Raw genomic sequence first — 17,125 nt, 5'->3', positions numbered from 1 at the left:
CGTGTTGGATGGGAATGTGATTAGGCTACTGTGCCGCGTTGAGCATCGATCCGAACGCACTGCGATCAGCTGTCACCCCGATCGAGACGCTTCCGTCACCCGCATAAGGCGAGCGCCCGCGAAGTAGATCGGATCGGTCGGGCCTGGCACGTTGCTCACTGTAGTATTGGCGATCGGAGGGCCCGAAACACGCACTGCCGTAGCGGCTTTCATGGTGACTCCGATCAGTGTGGTGGGCACTGTGCCCACCAGGTCCATCAACCGGGTGTTGCTGGAGGTATCGGCAGCGTCGCGAAACGCGGAGGTGTCGTCGACATCGCCGCCAGTCGTTCGAGCGGGTCTGCGATCGTGGTTTCGAGCGCGTGCAGCCGGCCGAACAGTCGGTTGCCGCACTACCGGTTTTGCTGCTGGACCGAATCGAGGCCGGGCATGTGGCAACGAGAGTTTCGTCGGGCAACTCTCCGTGGCTATTCAGATAACGGCGAAGCGCCCCTCCGACGGAGCAAGGGTTCGTCGTTGATGGGTCGGATTCGGCACACATGCCTTGATCCGCTTGAAATCGGCCAGTTCGTGAAAGCGTGCGTCAAACGCGCGGTGTGGTGTGGCCGCGCCGTTGAATCGCGTGCTCGGCGCAAAGTATGAGCCGATCCCGAGGCCAGCGCGGCCGCTACCCCGCCGGCAAGCTTGCCTGGCAGCTCTGTGATGTGACGCAGCGCGCCAAGAGCGCTGGGAATGAGGACCTTGCCCGCGCGCAGCGGATGGAGCGCACACCGTTGATCGCTGTCCGCCCGATGAGATCTGCCGTCGAGGGCAGGGGGCGGCGGCGCGCAAACATCATGTCGTCGGTCCAGCTCAGCTGATCCATTCCGTAGTTCCTTCCCCACGATCCCCCGAGCCACACGCAAGGCGCCGTCGCAGCTGTAAAGGATTACGCGCCATCCTCAGAAAGACCTTGACCGGCACCGGAGCAGCAAATCTCATTACGGCTTGGCCGATACCGTAGGCAGCAGTGTCTCTCGCGCGTACGCTGCAGCGATGCCTCGAGTCGACGCTGGACAGGCAGTTCGCACCGTCCGGTCCCAGCTCCGGTGGATGACTCGAGCAAAGCCAGGCGACTACTTGATTGCGCTGAGCGCCGTATCCGCGTCGACTCCGGTGATCGGGCGGCATATTCAGCCAATCAGCGGCATGGCAGCCCTCGGTGTGTGCGGAAGGACATATCTTCCCGGCATCGTCTCGGCGATGGCCAGCGCGCGTTTCGACCCGGGCGGCTACCAACTCCGACGTCAACAACTCGCCCTGACACCGACGGTATTGACGGAAGCGCTGCAGGGCATCGTGAGTGCCGACGACCTTTCACATCCGTGGCCGTCACATCCGCAGCGCGCTCCCCTGTGGAAGGCGGCTGGGCAGCGCCGCTACGTGCATCGGTCATCTGTGCACTACGGTGATCACCCCAGCCAGGTACTCGACGTATGGCGAAGCCAGGAACACCCAGGCACTCCCGCTCCGGTGCTCGTCTACATTCCGGGCGGCGCATGGGTCTTCGGAAGCCGGACACTGCAGGGCCATGCGCTGATGGCCCATCTGGTCAGGCGAGGCTGGGTCTGTTTGTCCCTCGAATACCGGACCAGCCCGCAACATCGCTGGCCGCGTCAGATGACCGATGTGAAAGCTGCGATCGCGTGGGCGCGCGCCAACGTCGCCCAATTCGGTGGAGACCCCGAATTCATTGTTGCCGCTGGGTGTTCGGCAGGTGGGCACTTGGCGACGCTGGCCGGACTGACCGCCAACGATCCACGGTGGCAAACCGAACTACCCGCTGACGCTGACACATCCGTCGATGCCGTCGTGAGCCTGTACGGTCTCTACGACTGGCAGGACCGCTCGACGGTGCAGCGCGCACGGTTCATGCAGTTCCTCGAGCGCGCTATCGTCAAGCGCTCGCAGGTTCGCCACCCCGAGGTGTTTGAAGCGGCATCGCCAGTGGATCGAATTCACGAAGCCGCGCCACCGTTTCTCGTGGTGCACGGAAGCCGTGACAGCCTCATTCCCGTTGGAGAGGCGCGCGCGTTCGTCGACAAGCTGCGATCTGTGTCCGCAGCGACCGTCGGCTATGTCGAGCTGCCAGGCGTCGGCCATGGTTTCGATCTGGTCGACGGTGCACGCACTGGCGCGGTTGTCGCCGCCATCGGACGATTCCTCCATCAGATTCACCAGAATCAATCGGGTAGCGCTGCGGGCGCGGCCGTCTAGAGCAACGGATTGTCACCCGCTCAACGCCCCAACGTCAGAGCGGGCTGCTTTCTTGGCACACGCGACTTCATCACTCCGCCGGCAGGCAGAACGCACGTGCGGTGGAGTCTGCCACTCACGAACTGATCAGGCCGGGCATGTTCAGGGCAGAGGAGCGCACCACTTCAACCTGGTCCCGCCCGCCGGCACAGCCTCAAGTGCGAATGAGCCGCCTACTTCTTCGGCGCGCTGACGTAGATTGGTGAGCCCGCTTCCTGTGACGTCACCTTTGATGCCGGAACCGTTGTCGACGACTTCGATGCGCAGCTCATCGTCAACGACGACGTTGATGGTCAGCGTGGTGGCTCTTGCGTGCCGAACAGCGTTGCTGATTGCTTCGCGCACAACAGCTTCCGCGTGGTCGGCAAGCCCAGCGTCGATGACTGAGAGCGGACCGGTGAACTGAACCGTCATGCGCATCGTCGAGTTGGCGAACTGTGCGATGGCTTCGTCAAGTCGTTGACGCAGCCTTGTGATCCCCGAATTGGCACCGTGCAGGTCGAAAATCGCGGTGCGGATTTCCTGGATGACCTCTTGAAGATCATCCACGCAATCGGTCAGCCGTTCCCGCACCTCCGGGACACGTGCGCGCGGAATCGTCCCCTGCAACGCCAGCCCGACAGCGAACAGACGCTGGATTACATGGTCGTGCAAATCCCTCGCAATGCGGTCGCGGTCGGTCAAGACGTCGAGCTCGCGCATGTGGCGCTGGGTACTCGCCAACTGCCATGCCACGGCCGCCTGGTCGGCGAAGGCGGCCATCATGTCGAGTTCGTCGGCCCTGAATGGTTGCGCTCCTGCTCGGCGAAGCGCAACCAACACGCCGGCCACCGTATCCGTCGCGCGCAGCGGCAGGACCAGGGCCGGCCCGGTTCGCGTAATCTGCCCCGGCGCGAGTTCCATACCGTCGAACCGCCCCGGTTTTCGCTGAAGATAAGCCTCACCCACGGCCGTCCCATTGACGGGAATGTGCGTCAAGGAGGAACCGTGGCCATCGCCCGCGGTCGCCGCGACGATGAGGTCGTTCTCATCTGTCCCCGGCGTTTCCGGGTCCTGCGGCACGGCGACCAAGGTCAACTCAGCGCCGCTGAGAACCCGGCATTCATCGGCTATCTGTCGGAACACCCGCGCCGGATCGGTGCCGGACAACAGTTCGGTCGCGATGTCGCGGGTTGCCTCGATCCACGACTGACGGATCTTGGACTGCTCATACAGCCGGGCGTTTTCGATCGCGATGCCGGCGGCGGCGGCCAGAGCCATGACGAGCACCTCGTCGTCTTCGCTGAACGGCTGCCCGCCCGCCTTCTCCGTCAGGTAAAGGTTGCCGAACACTTCGTCGCGGATGCGCACCGGAACTCCGAGGAAGGTCTTCATCGGGGGATGATGCGCGGGGAAGCCGACCGATGCGGCATGGTGGGCGATGTTGTCGAGCCGAATGGGCTTGGGATCGTCGATCAATACGCCGAGCACGCCTCTCCCCTCCGGCAAGTGGCCGATTTCTTCGCGCATCGCCTCATCGATGCCCTCGTAGATGAACTCGACGAGCTCATGATCATGACCGCGGACACCCAGGGCCCCGTATCGCGCGTCGACCAATTGGATGGCGGTGTGCACGATGGTGCGCAGGGTCTCGTCGAGTTCGAGACCCGACGTGATCACCAACATGGCGTCAAGGAGTCCGTCGAGCCGGTCACGGCCCTCGACGATCTGCTCGACGCGGTCCTGGACTTCCATGAGCAGCTCACGAAGCCGCAGCTGCGAGAGGGTGTCGCGGAGTGGTTGCGTAGCCGGCTCAAACTCCGACCCGGTCCCGTCGATCACGTCTCCATAGTGTCACTTACAGAGTCGGCGGACGAAGAATCGACCACAAATCGATGGCACTGTACGAGGCTTGGGACGCTCGGATCGAGCCGCCGCAAACGTCGCCTAGCGGCCACTTACTCAGTTATCTCGCGAATCAGGCACAGTTCATTCAGCTAGTCGTGGTTGCTCATGATCGCGCCCACGGAATCACAGAACTCCTCGGCCCTGCCGGCTGTAGTGCACTGCGTAGCACCAACTGTTCGGTGTTGATCTGCGAACCGCAGAACGTATTGTGAGCAGTTCCTGCATGGTCGACGGCGATTGGAGGACTTCACATGGTGAAAGTCTTTCTGGTGGACGACCACGAAGTCGTCCGGCGGGGGCTGATGGACCTGCTGACCGCCGATCCCGAGCTCGAGGTCGTGGGCGAAGCGGGTTCGGTGGCGCAGGCGATGGCCCGGATACCGGCTCTCCAACCCGACGTAGCGGTGCTTGACGTGAGGCTGCCCGACGGGAACGGCATCGAGTTGTGCCGAGACCTGCTGTCCCGGCTGCCGGACTTGCGGTGCCTCATGTTGACATCGTTCACCTCCGACGAGGCGATGCTTGACGCGATACTGGCCGGCGCCAGCGGATACGTCGTCAAAGACATCAAGGGGATGGAACTGGCCCAAGCGATCAAGGACGTCGGGGCGGGCCGTTCCCTCCTCGACAACCGGGCGGCGGCGGCGCTCATGGCCAAACTTCGCGGAGCCGCGGAAAAGTCGGATCCGTTGTCAGGCCTCAGCGAGCAGGAACGCGTGTTACTCGATCTTCTCGGCGAGGGCCTGACCAACAAGCAGATCGCCGCAAGAATGTTCCTCGCGGAAAAGACCGTCAAGAACTACGTGTCGCGATTGCTGGCCAAACTCGGCATGGAACGGCGCACGCAGGCCGCGGTATTCATCTCCAAACTGGACCGCCCACATCGGCAAGATTCCGAGCAATAGCCGTCCGCGTCTGCCATCGCGGCCATTCCAGTCCTTCCCCCCGCGGCCGACGAACATCGGCGAGCGGTCCGCTTTTCATAGCAACTTGGCCTCGGTCGCCCAAATAGCCTCGCGTGCAGTTGATTTAGAGCGATCGATGCCAATGACGACAGGGGCGATATCAGGTAAGTTCTCCATGGTGAGCTCCTTGGCTCAGCTCCGACTCGCAGATCCTTCAGCACCGTCGGCGCGGCAGACCATCACTGGGACGGTCGAATGGTGCAGCAGGTTGAGCGCGGTAGAACCCAATTCGAAAACTATGCAATGCGTCGAGTTCTCAGCGATGCCATTGGCCGATCACCCAGCGTCGCGAGGGGCCGGTGCTCAGCATTGAGGTTGGCCTCGCCTGCATCGATGATGCTGCCGTTAGTTAAACGCGTTGCCATCCAGCCGCTTCACGAACTCATTCAGCGGTCGTCTAGGTGTGCCGGGCAATGGGTCGGCGTTGACCGGCGCCCAGCCGATGCGTAACAGCATTTGCGGGTAGCCCTCCGCACCGAATAAGTCAGCCCCTACCGCTGCGCGTGTTTCCGGAATCTCCAGCGGCTCGGTGATCGGGCAGCTCGCCAGGCCGGCGGCCGTTGCGGTCAACAACACCAAACTTGTCGCTTCGCCGGCGCGAAGTTGCGACACCTTGTCGTCGGTGGCGGTACCCAGGGCGACTACCACCGCACTGTCATCTGCGGTCGCGTCGCCCGGCGTCTGAGCCAAGACTGGACCTGCGAAAGACCGCGCAGGCAACGCGGCATCCCAATCGGCTTCGGGAGTGCTGCGCGCTGGAACGCCTGCCGTGGACGCGTAGCGTCCGCTCCACGTTGTCAATTCGGTCAAATAGTCCGGATCGGTGATGTGCCGATGTGCCGCTTCCGCAACCTGGCTCTTGAGATTGGTCAGCGCATCGACTCGGCGCAGCATGACGCCCGCACGGGCGGCTCGAGCACCCATCAGCGCGATGTCTCGGGGCGGCACCGGCCACGCACTGTAATGGCGCCGATCGGTACGTCGGCGAGGGATGGCGGCGGCCAACGCAATGTCCACTTCGGTAGCCACATAACGATGAAGTTCTATGGACGCCAGATGATTCTGATCATCCGGGTTGGGAAACCGATGAGCCTTGAACTGCCATCCCAGGGCAGCGAAGGCAACCTGGCCGTGGTTCAGCGCCGCCCCGCAGCTGAGCATCCAGTCGCGACCGTCCGGGTCAGTGTGGGGCAGCCGTAGATCCGGGTTGGCGTAGAGATGAAGGGTTCGCTCTCCGACCCGCCACTGCCATGGCTGCGAGTTGTGCACTGATGGAGCGCGTCCGGCCAGCATCAGTGCCGCAAGGACGGTCTGGTTGTCAGGGAAATTTGCACTCATTGGTCTCTACACCTTCAGTCGAACAGTGATAAGTCACCTTCAGATTGCCGGTACCGCGCCAAGATCAAGAGGGCACAAAGACCCTGGATCCGAGTGACTTGGGCAGTCGAGGCTGGTGGTCAGGACTGTCGGGTCACGAGCTCGAGCGTGGAAGTTGTGGGCCGCCTGCTAACGGCGCCCAGAGGACGAAGGTCATTCCTGAAGGTGCCGTTTGACTCCCCCGCAGCGCTGCGCCGGTCTGCGACAGTCAGTCCATGACCTACGTGATCGGTTCGGCTTGCGTCGACGTGATGGACAAGTCCTGTGTGCAGGAATGCCCGGCGGACTGCATCTACGAAGGTGCGCGGTCTCTCTACATCAATCCCGACGAGTGTGTGGACTGCGGCGCGTGCAGATTGGTATGCCGCATGGAGGCGATCGAGTGGGAGACCGATCTTCCCGACTACGACCGCCCGCATCTTGCCGACAACGCGGCGTTCTTCCAGACGGTGCTGCCCGGGCGCGACGCGCCGCTGGGCTCGCCGGGTGGGGCGGAAGGCATCGGGCGTATCGGCGTCGATACGCCGTTGGTCGCCGCTATGCCGGTGAAGCCTCGTCCCGATCATTGACCTAGGGCACTACGGATCCCGAATCGGTGACCTATGCCCCCATGGCTCGCCCATCACGCGCACTGTCCGGTCGCGATAATCCATGACGACAGCCCGTCGGAGGTCGATCTACGCGCAGGCCCCGGTGCTTGTGGGCATCGACGGCTCGCCGGCGTCGGAAGCGGCAATCGAAATCGCGTTTGCGGAGGCCTCACGCCGGAACGTAGGTCTGGTGGCGTTGCACGCCTGGAGTGACGTGAACGTCTTCGACTCGGCCTTCGATTTTGGCGGTGCCCCGTGGCCCGAGCTGAAGGCGAAGGAAGACGAGGTGCTGGCCGAGCGTTTGGCTGGGTGGACCGAACGTTATCCCGATGTACCGGTGCGCCGTGTCGTTGTGCGAAGCGAACCAGCTCGCGAACTTGTCGACTTGTCGAAGGCTGCTCAACTCGTCGTGGTCGGCAGTCATGGCCGCGGAGGATTCGTCGGAATGTTACTGGGCTCGATCAGCGCGGCGGTAGTGCTGCTGACCCGCGTACCGGTGATCGTGGCACGCTCGAGATGACCTGATGCCTGCTGGTCTGGTTCGGCTTCAGCGTCCCAGGTGTCAAGCTCGGTGTTCTCGCTTTCAGTAGCGTCCTTCGCGTCGTCGATGTGAACACCTCTGCCCTGACGTGAACGCGGCGTCGCATAGCGACGATTGTCCGCGCTGGCTCTCCGGCCCCGTGCGTAAGCGCAGTGTGTGCCGTTCCGAGCGTGGCCGTCTAAGGGTTGCGCATCAATGTCTCTCGAGCGCAGACACCGAATTCATCGCCGATACTTCATCATGTGGAGAGCACCGATCCTGGTGTGGCAGCCACGCCAGTGACAGTGACAGTGACAGTGACGGTGGTGGCGCCCGGATCGGATGCGATGACGAGTCTTGGGTCATTCGGAGCGGAGACGACGTGACCACCGGTAACAGCGACCTTATATCCGTTGGGGTATTGGACAACCGGGGTTGAGATCGTGGTGAGCGAGCCGGCCGCGAAGTCACCGGATCCGTCGACCCTTGCGGTGGAGTACTTGAACTTGAACGTGCCGTCGTCATCGACCGTCCAGCCTTGGGGTGTTCCGGAGATCACCTGCGGGTATGGCTTGGACAGCACCTGCAAGTTGCTCGCGTTCACGTTGTCGCCGACGGGTGGCAGGGACGGGTCGTAAACCAAGGCTTGGTCTCTGGGGCTGGCAGCGCTGGTGATTTCGCCGACGCCCGAGTAGGCCCAGTTCGCCCAACTGATCTGGCTCGCATCGGCAGCTTGCGCTTCAGCCGAGAGCGAGGAGGCGTCGCTGGTGGCCCCGAATTCCCCCAAGAACGCGGGCATATCGTGGGCTGCACCATAGGCGGCGGCGCGACCCGAGAGGATCGGTCCGATGATGGAGCTCAGACTGATGCCGCCGAGGTTGCCGTAGCCGTGATACTCGAGGACCGTGTTCGGGTCGGAGATCGCGCCAAGTACGACGGGCTGGCCGAGAAGTATCGCACTGATTTCGTCGACCGCGGGAGTTGCCGGCGAGATGTACACGGGTGTGTTCGGGTCGACTGACCGGATTGCGGCGATCGTTTGATTGTATAGCGGGGTCAGCTGCTGAGTGCCGAAGAAGGAACCGTTCAAAATCGTAAGGAGCCAACTCGATCCGGGCCACGGCTCGTTGATGATGTTGTATCCGATCACATTGGGATCGTCGGCGAAGTAATTGGCGATGGCCTGCCAACTTTGCGCGTAGTGGTTCTGCAGCCCGACGCCGTCGGGTGCGTCGGAGTTCGCCCAGAACGCGTCCCATGCATGGTTCTGCGCAGGACTGAGGTAGTAGTTGACGGCGAATTGGCCAACAAGTGCACCCAGGTCGGGATTGGGGAGCCCACCGGTCTGGGTCGCCCATCCCGGTGCGCCCTCGCCGTGGAGCTCCGCGCTGTACAGATCTTGGTGCATATCGATGACCGTGTAGATGCCGTGGTCGCTCAAAGTTTGAACGGTTTGATCGATTCCGGCTAGATATTCGGTGTCGATGACACCCGGCTCGGGCTCTACCGCAGCCCAATCGACCCCGAGCCGAACGACGTTGAAACCGTTGTCCGCCAGGAACTGTGCGTCGTCGTCACTGAAGCCCATTGCTGAAGGGAGATACGGGGGCAGCTTGTAGACCACGTTGACCCCGTGCATGATGACGACTTGCCCATCGCTGTTGGTGACCCAGGTCCCCGTGGTCGTCAGCTTTTCGATGTTGCCGACGTTCGGCGGGAATCCGGCGATGGTTCCGAAGGCGCCGACATCGCCGTGGGTGCCGAAGAATCCCGCGATGCCGCCTGCGCCACCGAGCGCGACCAAGCCGGTTGCCGGGCCGCCGATCCCGCTGTCGCCGGTATCACCACCGTCGCCGCCGATGCCGAGGAACATCGAGCCGTTACCGCCGTCGCCGCCGATGCCACCCACCGCACCGTCACCACCGTTGCCGCCGTCACCGCCCAGACCGAAGAGCAGCCCGCGTCCACCGCCACCGACACCGCCTGCACCTCCGCGCGCGCCGGCGATTCCAGCTCCGCCGTCCCCGCCGAGACCGCCGATGCCCAGCAGGAGTCCTCCTCCACCCCCAGCACCGCCGGCTGCGCCGGCGCCTCCTGTTCCGCCGGGTCCGCCAGTGCCGAGCAGCCCGGCGGTCCCGCCGGCGCCGCCGGCCATACCCACCACCGTGCTGTTCCAGCCGGCGCCACCGTCGCCCAGCAACCAACCACCGGTACTTCCATCGGGACGCTCCGCAGTACCTGCCGAACCGTTGCCGATCACATAGGAGCCGGCCAGGGTGTTGATGACCCCGTTAACTGCTTGGCCGATCGGACTGGCGATCCACAATTGCGTGACGTCATGGAGGGGGTCGTACACGACGATGCCGACCAAGGCGGCGGGCGATGACGCCTGCTGCGCGGCCCCGAGTGCATCGGTTGCCGTGCCGCCGCCGATAGCGGGCGTCCCAAGTGAGGTGCGGTCGACGTCGGGCGACTCGACCGTGAATGCGTTCACGGCGGTGTCTTGACCGCCGAGCTTCGACTCGGCTCCGATCGCCCGACGGCTGGCCACGCCTAGCGCCGCCCACGTCAGCGGATCGGACCCGGACGGATTGGTGGGGTGTTTGATCGGCGACAAGCCATCTAGACCCAGCAACGCGGTGGTCGCCGTGATCGCCTGTGTCACCGCGTTGGTCGGCGCCATCGTCTGAGGTGCAGCGGAGGGCGCGTTCGCTGGCCCGATGTCGTGCGCCGCACCAACGACCGTCGTTGCCATTGAGCGGGTTCGGTTCACGTGGTCCGTACTGTCTCTCGCTGCCACGGCAAACTGAGCCCGACGTGCGGCGGGCATTCCAGCACCATTCGATGGCGGTGTCTTCACGCGATCGGACGGTGTCGACGATTCGACGGCTGCGCTTCTGACAGTGGCGCTGCCCGAGTCGGACTTTCGGTCAGAGTCGCTCCGATTCGACGCGGCGCCGCGGTTTCGGTTGCCGCGGTGAGACGCTGACCCGTTCTTAGAGTCACCTGCCTTCAATGAGCGGTTGAGGCTGCTCGGGGTCACACTCGGGTCGCCGTCCGTGGTTCCGGTGGAGGTCGTCGAGTCCGTGGCGCTGGACCCTGCAACCGACGACTCGGCCGATGCGCTTCCCGGCTGAGTCTGTGGCTTGCTCCTCGGGCCGGGTCGCTTGGTCGACGCGCCTGGGGTCGATCCGCTCGTGACATTGCCTGCTGTGGGCCCCTGCGTGCCGCTGCCGGTGGGGTCGCCCGTTTCTGCCGACGCCACCCAACTGCCAGAGGCGAGCACGGCCCCGATTCCCAGGGCGACCGCCAGTCCCCCAACGCGACCCACATACGCCGATGCCTTCATGCGGTCCTATCTACACGACCCGAGCTACTCGCAAGTCCGTATTGCTGGAGTCGGCTCGTTCCGAGAGTCCAGTGTGAAAACTGGGACAGAACGCCATGACCTCATGCTTGTCGTCATCCTCAAGCCGAGAGTGAGCAGTGGAGATGCCGCGCATCTGAATGCGCAACGGCGAAGCCCGGACGAAGATATTTCGCCTGGCATTTCAATGCCCGGCTGGCTGCACTCCTATCGTGAAGAGGAGATGGCCGCCTCGATGATGAACAGTGCTCCGCTGGCCGCATCCGCGAGCGACGATCTTCGCTATTTGTGCGCCACGGTGCCTGTGGTAACGGTGATCGAGCTCGGTGCGACGCGATTACTGGTCGGCGACCTGGTGGCTCAAGGTTATCTGTGGATGCACGCCACCGCCGCTGACTCGAAGACAATCGACGAACGATGTGACTGAGAACAAGGACCCTGAGTGGCCTACGAGCACTCTGAGACATGGGGCGTCGCCCCGGCGAAGATCGTCATCTCCGGCGGATTCGGGGCTGGCAAGACGACGTTCGTCGGCGCGGCCTCAGAAATCATGGCGCTGCGCAGGTTAGGCCGGTGCTGTCCGCGGATCAGGCGCGCGCTGTCGTGGACAGCGTGATCTCTGAGATTTCGGTGCGGTTGTTGCCGTCCGTGGCGCCGAGAGTGGAGATCCAGACGAGCACGGTACTGACCGGAGTTTGGGTGCTCAGCTCGATGCGGTTGGGGCCCGGCTGCAGGAGCGTTCGTGGGCTCAGTTCTGTTGTGTCAGCAAGAGTTTTCGGGTTTTCGTCAGCAGCGCTTCGGATCTCGGCAAAGGTGCCGGTGCTCCTGAGGTCGATGGTGAGTGAGCTGAGAACTGTAGGTTGCGGCAGCTCAAGCAATAGCCCGAGGCCCTGCTTGAACTTCGGGAAGGGATCCGCGTCGTAGTACCGGTCGGTAGACCAAGCCGTGGCGGGATCGCCGTCGATGGACTTGCCCACATCCTGAGGGTTGTCAGCCGATCCCCCTGGCGAGAAGACGACTGCTTTGACCGGGACGATAGAGGCTTCTGCGGCTGTCTGGCCCACTGAGTCAGGCGAGGACGGCGGCGCCGCGGCCGCGGAGCTACTTGGACTAAGACCGAGCCGGTCAGCATCCAGCGCAGCAACGTCATCTGAATCACCGAGCACACGATTCAGGGTCGAGCCCAGTGACATCACGGCAACGAAGAATATCGCCGCAGACGCCACGAGGATGGTTTTCATCATCTGCCGCCGTGCTTGCATAACCTGCGCGGCGGTGTCGACGTTGCGGAATGTCGCATAAGCGCCAGGAGGCGGAGGAGCCAGCACCGGCATGATGCGCAGGCGCGAATTATCTTGTGGCCTAGCAGGTGTCACGGCCGGGCGGCCGTGGCGCAGCAGACTCAGTAGTTCTGACGCGCTTCCGACGCCACTTTCATGACGGAGCAGGCCGACTGCGGCGATGGAGATCAGGAAGGGGATGCTGGGGTCGATGGCCGCTGGCTCCTTGGGCCAGCCGGCGTCCTCCAGGTCGACCGGCGGCCAGCCGCTGGGCATCGCCTCCTGGGGAGGCCAGCGGCCGATGAGCAGTGCGTAAAGGATGCCGCCTATCCCACGGAGATCATCCTGCGGCGTTGTCTCGGGCATAGTGGCGGCGTACGCCAGGACGGCATGACCGTCGGTGCTGATCCGGATGCGACTCGGGTGGCTGATGTTCAACGACACTCCGGCATCGCGGGCGAGCTCCGCGGCCACAATGAGCGACTCCAACGCCGCTGCAGCTGCCGTCGGGCTCGGGGAGGTGTCTGCGACCTCCCGCAGGGTACCGCCGGGAATCCAATCTGCTACTACGACACCGAGATCGCCGGTCTGGATGACATCGAGGATTCTTGCGACGCCGCGCACGTCGAACCCCCGCAGCCGAGACGTTCGGGAAAGAATTTCGTTGACTCGCTCGACTGGCAGTTCACCGGCGACGTCGACCAGGCTCAGTGCCACCAGACTGCCTGTCACGGTGTCAGTACCCTGCCAGAACTCCACATGATCTTCCGCCCCGACAATCGCCATGAGCCGGTATCGCCCGGCGATGACTGCTCCGGGTACCAGTGAGGTCGGCGCGTCGGTGTCGCCGCGCGATTTGACCGCCACGGGTAGCGGCGCCGTGTTTTCATCCGACTCACGGTCGGTCATTGTGATCGTCACACCTTTGGTTTCCGAGGGCCCCATGCGTACGCCACGCTTCGCTGAACCGCTGACTGATGAGCAGGCAATTACCCGCCCTGAGCTGCGAATAAACGCTGGCGAGTGAGATTCATCGGATGAGCTCGCCCATCTGGCGCCTGCGTGCTTCAGATGAGTTTCGACGGCGGCGACCGCAACTCACGCTGGCAGACCAAAGAATTCAAACGCGATCACCGTCATGATCGTTGCCGGCCGAGAACCCACAGAATGAGGACGCCGACCTTCGCGGGAGACAACGCCGGCGCCGCCAACATCACTGCCGGGCACGCCACAGCGACCGCTTTCCCTGGAATCCAGCCATCGGGCAAGGTATGCGCACGGCCGGGTTCAGATTCCGATGGCCGACCTGCCCGAAAGTGCGGGGCAGCAACACCACTTCGCTGCCGTCAAAGGGTTGTTTGCTGTCGTTGAAACCGTCGACAAGTGAAGACAATCGATTACATATGGCCCTCTGACCTGCGAAAAAGCGTGGAGCTAAGGGGACTCGAACCCCGGCGCTATGGTGCAAATAGCCCTTGAAGTGCATCGATGGTTGCCTGGTGTTATTACGTAGGTGCGCGCTGGCCTGCCGATACGTCTCGGGTGTTACGCGACGTAATAGTGGTGGCGTTACGTCGAGCGCGCTTGCCGGCTTCCGAGGTGCGGTGCGAAGGACAGCGCCGAGTCGCGGCGGCAGTGGCGGCCGTTGATTCCCCGTCGTCTCTCGGCGGTCAGCCCACGATCGAAAGCAACGGTGTGCTGGTTGCGCGGCGCCGAGCGCGACTCACAAGGACCGCTCACGCACGACCGTCGCGACGTCCATTCGCCCAAGCACGCGGAACGTCGGAATCTGGGTCAACAATGCCGCAATCAGGATCCCCACGACGACAAAGAGCGGCGTCGAAAAGTGCATCGCCAGATGCCATTGATATCCCTGGGTTATATAAGTGGACAAGAACCACTCAGCGAGCAGCATTCCGGCGATCAGACCGATCGGCAGACCGATCACGGCCAGCATCATGTTCTCCAATGCCACCAACCGACCCAGCATCCGGGCGCCCATTCCGACTGCATGCAATGTGGCAAGTTCGCCGGTACGTTCACTAACGTTGGCCGACATCGCGTTATAGAGCAGCGCCGCGGCCATCACAGCGGCGGACACCAGGGTCAGCGCAACCAGTACGTTATACAGCTTGAACGCCTTGCGTACGGCCGCCGACATCGAGTCTGTAGACAAGTAAGAGGTCACACCAGGCAGCACCGTCACCGCCTGCCGCTTTGCGTCCTGGTCAACGCCGGGGACCATCCTGAGCATGACGCCCGACGGCGGGAGGGCGGATAATTGCTCGGCCGCAATGTATATCACTGGGCTCATCGGCTCATCGACAAAACCGGCCACGGGTTGCTGAAGGCGGATTCCCTTGCGCACATCGGTGATTGAGATTCGGTCCCCTACGGCCACGCCGAGGATTGTCCGCAAGCCCTCTCCCAGCAGCACACCGTCGCGGGGAAGGCTGCGGCTAGATCGGGCCGATATGAAGCGGTGCATTTGGGTTGTGCGCGGCAAGCCGATGAGCAGGGTGTCGTAGCGGTTCCTCCCGCTCTGCACCGTGACATCCAACCGCGTGAATAGTTCTGCGGCGGCGACTTGAGGGTCGCTACGCAGAGTACGCGCGACGGAGTCGGCAGCACCCGCGGCGGTGAGGACTTGAGCGTCTTGACGTTCGATCTCTCCGTACTGTCGATCGATGACGCTATTGACGGTGTCGCGCATGCCGGCGAACACCATCACCAGGCACACTGAACTCGCCACCCCGGCAACGGTGAGGATGGTCCGGCGGCGGTTGCGGGTGATGCCGCGCAACGTCATTCGCCAGCGTGTAGGCATCCGCCGCAGTGGTGGCAGCAGGCGTTCCGCGACGCTCACGAAGCCGCGTACGCCGGGCGGCGAGATTCTCATCGCTTGCGCCGGACTGATTCCAGATGCGGCGCGCGCCGGGGCCCACGCAGCGAGTGCGGCTGACGCCACGCCTACCATGGCCCCGATGATCAGACTGCTGGGATGCAGTGACGTCACCCGCAGCGGCAGTCCGAGCGCCTGAGTGTATTGGGTCGTGTACCAGCCGCCGAGAGCATAGCCGCCGATCAGCCCCGCCGTGGCACCTGCAAAACCGACCGCCATGCCGTAGGACAGGTAGTGGCGAATAATTGTTCGGCCCGACAATCCGTTGGCTGATAGCGTGCCAATCACCGCTCGCTGCGCGGAAACGAGCCGCGACAAGAGCACATAAGTGCCGACCACCGCTGCGACTAGGAACACCCACGGGAGCATCCTCGCGAACGTGCGCACTGATTCGACGCCCTCGTTGAGGAAAGTGTAGGACGGTAGCTCGTCGCGCGACATGATCACCGTTCCATACGAGCGCGCTAATTCCGTTGCTGCGGTGAGCAATGCCTGCGCTTGGTTACGATCGCGTGCGTATACCAACAACTGATCCGTCGGCTCGGCCGCGACCTGCGCCATATCGGATGCCGGCACAAACACCACGCCGAAATACTCCGGCGTGGTCAAGGTTTCCGCCCGCGAGCGGGCGGGCCACAAATACTCGGGCGACAAAGCAGACCCGGATACGACCACGCGGCGCCAACCGGACGGTCCGAGCAGTTCGACCTTGCTGCCCGGGCGCAGACCGTAATACTCGCTGAGGTGCTCTTCCACAAGCACCGACCCACGGCCGGGAAGATCACCTGATTGCAGCGCCAACTTCGATACCGCGGGTTGAGTCTCCGTTGGCACGCTGACCGCGCGGCCGAACAGGGTGCGGCCGTTGATGCGGATGGGCACGTCGGCCTGCTGGCGGAGCTCGACGATCGGGTTGCCTGGAAGGGCTCGAGCAGCCTCGTGGAGGCCGAACGTGCCGGGGCCGCTGAGCACGGCGTCTGGCAGCAGTTGCACGGCGTACGTCCGGTCGAAGGATTGCTTCAGGTTGGCGTAGGCGTCTGTGGCTGCGACGAACACCCCGACACCGATCGCGAGCACGACGACCGCCGCGAGGAATTGCCAGCGCCGCCGCCATAGATCACGACGCACCTTGCGAAGCAAGATGCGGCTCACCAGTCGAGGTACTGCGCCTGCACGGGGGCGGCTACCCGCTCCTGACGGGCAATCGTTCCGGAGTGCAGCCACACCACCCGATCGGCAATCCCGGCGATCGCCGAATTGTGCGTCGCCAAGACGACGGTGTGGCGCCCATCCCGGGCCAGCTCTCGCAGTACCGCGAGGACCTGCCGTCCTGTGGCCAGATCCAGGCTGCCGGTCGGTTCGTCACACAGCAACAAGGGCGGCTGTTTGACAATCGCACGGGCAATCGCGACCCGTTGTTGCTGACCGCCGGACATCTGGCCGGGAAATCGGTCGGCGAGGTCAGGGAGGCCGACTTCCACGAGCGCCTCGCGACTGCGCCGAGCGGAATCCTCGCCGGCGAGTTCGGCGATAATCTCGATATTCTCGAGTGCGGTCAGGGTGGGCACTAGGTTGAAGAACTGGAACACGAAGCCGACCCGATCTCGTCGGTACGCCGTCCGCTCCCGTGCGTTCAATGTGGCAATGTCTTTGCCTGCCACCAAGATTCGTCCATGGGTTGGTTCTTCGATACCGCCGGCCAGATTGAGAAGCGTCGTCTTGCCCGAACCAGATGGCCCGAGAAGGACGACGAACTCACCCGATCGGATGTCAAGGTCGACATCGTTGAGTGCGCTCACCGTTGTCTGCCCAGAACCATAAGTTCGCCCCACCGCCTCAAGCCGCAACGCGGAAAGCCCCGAATCTGCCGCAGCCTTGGCTACGCGCCCCTCGTCCTGCGACGCACTCGCCGTCGGGCGGTGCTCGGCGCTCATCGATTCCC

Annotated in this window: 12 protein-coding genes and 2 pseudogenes; 7 read left to right on the top strand and 7 right to left on the bottom strand. The window is 63.5% G+C overall.

Annotation, left to right across the window (positions count from 1 at the left end; all coding sequences use genetic code 11):
* Positions 1 to 72: 72 nt before the first annotated feature.
* A complete protein-coding gene (locus tag C6A82_RS08750; RefSeq protein ID WP_311101869.1) occupies positions 73 to 213 on the bottom strand; it encodes a WS/DGAT domain-containing protein in 141 nt (46 codons plus the stop codon).
* A gap of 425 nt (positions 214 to 638) precedes the next feature.
* Between C6A82_RS08750 and C6A82_RS08745 the strand changes: the two genes are divergently transcribed.
* Together C6A82_RS08745 and C6A82_RS08740 are read left to right on the top strand one after the other, a co-directional pair.
* On the top strand, positions 639 to 860 hold the full coding sequence (locus tag C6A82_RS08745; protein ID WP_233216983.1) for a hypothetical protein: 222 nt from the start codon (positions 639 to 641) through the stop codon (positions 858 to 860).
* Positions 861 to 1,035: 175 nt separating this feature from the next.
* A complete protein-coding gene (locus C6A82_RS08740) occupies positions 1,036 to 2,256 on the top strand; it encodes an alpha/beta hydrolase (protein WP_105341961.1) in 1,221 nt (406 codons plus the stop codon).
* Between the two features lie 141 nt (positions 2,257 to 2,397).
* On the opposite strand, the gene C6A82_RS08735 is transcribed toward C6A82_RS08740, so the two are convergent.
* Positions 2,398 to 4,029, bottom strand: coding sequence for a GAF domain-containing sensor histidine kinase (locus tag C6A82_RS08735; RefSeq protein ID WP_105341967.1), 1,632 nt, complete (start codon positions 4,027 to 4,029; stop codon positions 2,398 to 2,400).
* 404 nt (positions 4,030 to 4,433) lie between these two features.
* On the opposite strand from C6A82_RS08735, the gene dosR reads away from it, so the two are divergent.
* Complete coding sequence (gene dosR / locus C6A82_RS08725; protein WP_105341963.1) at positions 4,434 to 5,087, top strand: hypoxia response regulator transcription factor DosR/DevR; 654 nt, start codon at positions 4,434 to 4,436, stop codon at positions 5,085 to 5,087.
* A gap of 405 nt (positions 5,088 to 5,492) precedes the next feature.
* Here dosR and C6A82_RS08720 read toward each other — a convergent pair whose 3' ends face one another.
* Positions 5,493 to 6,485 (bottom strand): Acg family FMN-binding oxidoreductase, encoded by a 993-nt coding sequence (locus C6A82_RS08720; protein ID WP_105341965.1) that lies wholly within the window; start codon positions 6,483 to 6,485, stop codon positions 5,493 to 5,495.
* 254 nt (positions 6,486 to 6,739) lie between these two features.
* On the opposite strand from C6A82_RS08720, the gene fdxA reads away from it, so the two are divergent.
* Both fdxA and C6A82_RS08710 read left to right on the top strand, forming a co-directional pair.
* Positions 6,740 to 7,093: a ferredoxin gene (gene fdxA / locus C6A82_RS08715; protein WP_311101750.1), complete on the top strand. Its 354-nt coding sequence runs from the start codon at positions 6,740 to 6,742 to the stop codon at positions 7,091 to 7,093.
* Between the two features lie 45 nt (positions 7,094 to 7,138).
* A pseudogene (locus tag C6A82_RS08710) lies at positions 7,139 to 7,634 on the top strand (universal stress protein); the annotation flags it as partial.
* Between the two features lie 259 nt (positions 7,635 to 7,893).
* On the opposite strand, the gene C6A82_RS08705 reads toward C6A82_RS08710, so the two are convergent.
* Positions 7,894 to 10,389 (bottom strand): cellulase family glycosylhydrolase, encoded by a 2,496-nt coding sequence (locus C6A82_RS08705; protein ID WP_105341790.1) that lies wholly within the window; start codon positions 10,387 to 10,389, stop codon positions 7,894 to 7,896.
* Positions 10,390 to 11,086: 697 nt separating this feature from the next.
* On the opposite strand from C6A82_RS08705, the gene C6A82_RS08700 reads away from it, so the two are divergent.
* Complete coding sequence (locus tag C6A82_RS08700; RefSeq protein ID WP_199193584.1) at positions 11,087 to 11,428, top strand: hypothetical protein; 342 nt, start codon at positions 11,087 to 11,089, stop codon at positions 11,426 to 11,428.
* Positions 11,429 to 11,443: 15 nt separating this feature from the next.
* Positions 11,444 to 11,563, top strand: a pseudogene (locus C6A82_RS08695) (ATP-binding protein); the annotation flags it as partial.
* A gap of 25 nt (positions 11,564 to 11,588) precedes the next feature.
* On the opposite strand, the gene C6A82_RS08690 reads toward C6A82_RS08695, so the two are convergent.
* From C6A82_RS08690 to C6A82_RS08680, 3 genes are all read right to left on the bottom strand, one after another.
* Entirely contained in the window at positions 11,589 to 13,190 is a 1,602-nt protein-coding gene (locus C6A82_RS08690; protein ID WP_311101749.1) for a protein kinase family protein, read from the bottom strand.
* A gap of 814 nt (positions 13,191 to 14,004) precedes the next feature.
* On the bottom strand, positions 14,005 to 16,335 hold the full coding sequence (locus tag C6A82_RS08685; protein WP_105342337.1) for an FtsX-like permease family protein: 2,331 nt from the start codon (positions 16,333 to 16,335) through the stop codon (positions 14,005 to 14,007).
* Entirely contained in the window at positions 16,332 to 17,117 is a 786-nt protein-coding gene (locus C6A82_RS08680) for an ABC transporter ATP-binding protein (RefSeq protein WP_105342335.1), read from the bottom strand. The genes C6A82_RS08685 and C6A82_RS08680 overlap by 4 nt, the downstream gene beginning before the upstream one ends.
* Positions 17,118 to 17,125 lie beyond the last annotated feature (8 nt).

Source organism: Mycobacterium sp. ITM-2016-00318, from assembly GCF_002968285.2.
Classification (GTDB): Bacteria; Actinomycetota; Actinomycetes; order Mycobacteriales; family Mycobacteriaceae; genus Mycobacterium.
This window is presented reverse-complemented; position numbering and strand designations above follow the sequence as displayed.

What these genes read in the sequence shown, in the direction of transcription:
- C6A82_RS08735 (WP_105341967.1), bottom strand. Translation starts at nt 4,029, where the DNA reads ATGGAAGTCCAGGACCGCGTCGAGCAGATCGTCGAGGGCCGTGACCGG.
- C6A82_RS08700 (WP_199193584.1), top strand. Translation starts at nt 11,087, where the DNA reads ATGCTTGTCGTCATCCTCAAGCCGAGAGTGAGCAGTGGAGATGCCGCG.
- C6A82_RS08740 (WP_105341961.1), top strand. Translation starts at nt 1,036, where the DNA reads ATGCCTCGAGTCGACGCTGGACAGGCAGTTCGCACCGTCCGGTCCCAG.
- C6A82_RS08680 (WP_105342335.1), bottom strand. Translation starts at nt 17,117, where the DNA reads ATGAGCGCCGAGCACCGCCCGACGGCGAGTGCGTCGCAGGACGAGGGG.
- C6A82_RS08720 (WP_105341965.1), bottom strand. Translation starts at nt 6,485, where the DNA reads ATGAGTGCAAATTTCCCTGACAACCAGACCGTCCTTGCGGCACTGATG.
- C6A82_RS08705 (WP_105341790.1), bottom strand. Translation starts at nt 10,389, where the DNA reads ATGGCAACGACGGTCGTTGGTGCGGCGCACGACATCGGGCCAGCGAAC.
- C6A82_RS08690 (WP_311101749.1), bottom strand. Translation starts at nt 13,190, where the DNA reads ATGACCGACCGTGAGTCGGATGAAAACACGGCGCCGCTACCCGTGGCG.
- C6A82_RS08750 (WP_311101869.1), bottom strand. Translation starts at nt 213, where the DNA reads ATGAAAGCCGCTACGGCAGTGCGTGTTTCGGGCCCTCCGATCGCCAAT.
- C6A82_RS08745 (WP_233216983.1), top strand. Translation starts at nt 639, where the DNA reads ATGAGCCGATCCCGAGGCCAGCGCGGCCGCTACCCCGCCGGCAAGCTT.
- fdxA (WP_311101750.1), top strand. Translation starts at nt 6,740, where the DNA reads ATGACCTACGTGATCGGTTCGGCTTGCGTCGACGTGATGGACAAGTCC.
- dosR (WP_105341963.1), top strand. Translation starts at nt 4,434, where the DNA reads ATGGTGAAAGTCTTTCTGGTGGACGACCACGAAGTCGTCCGGCGGGGG.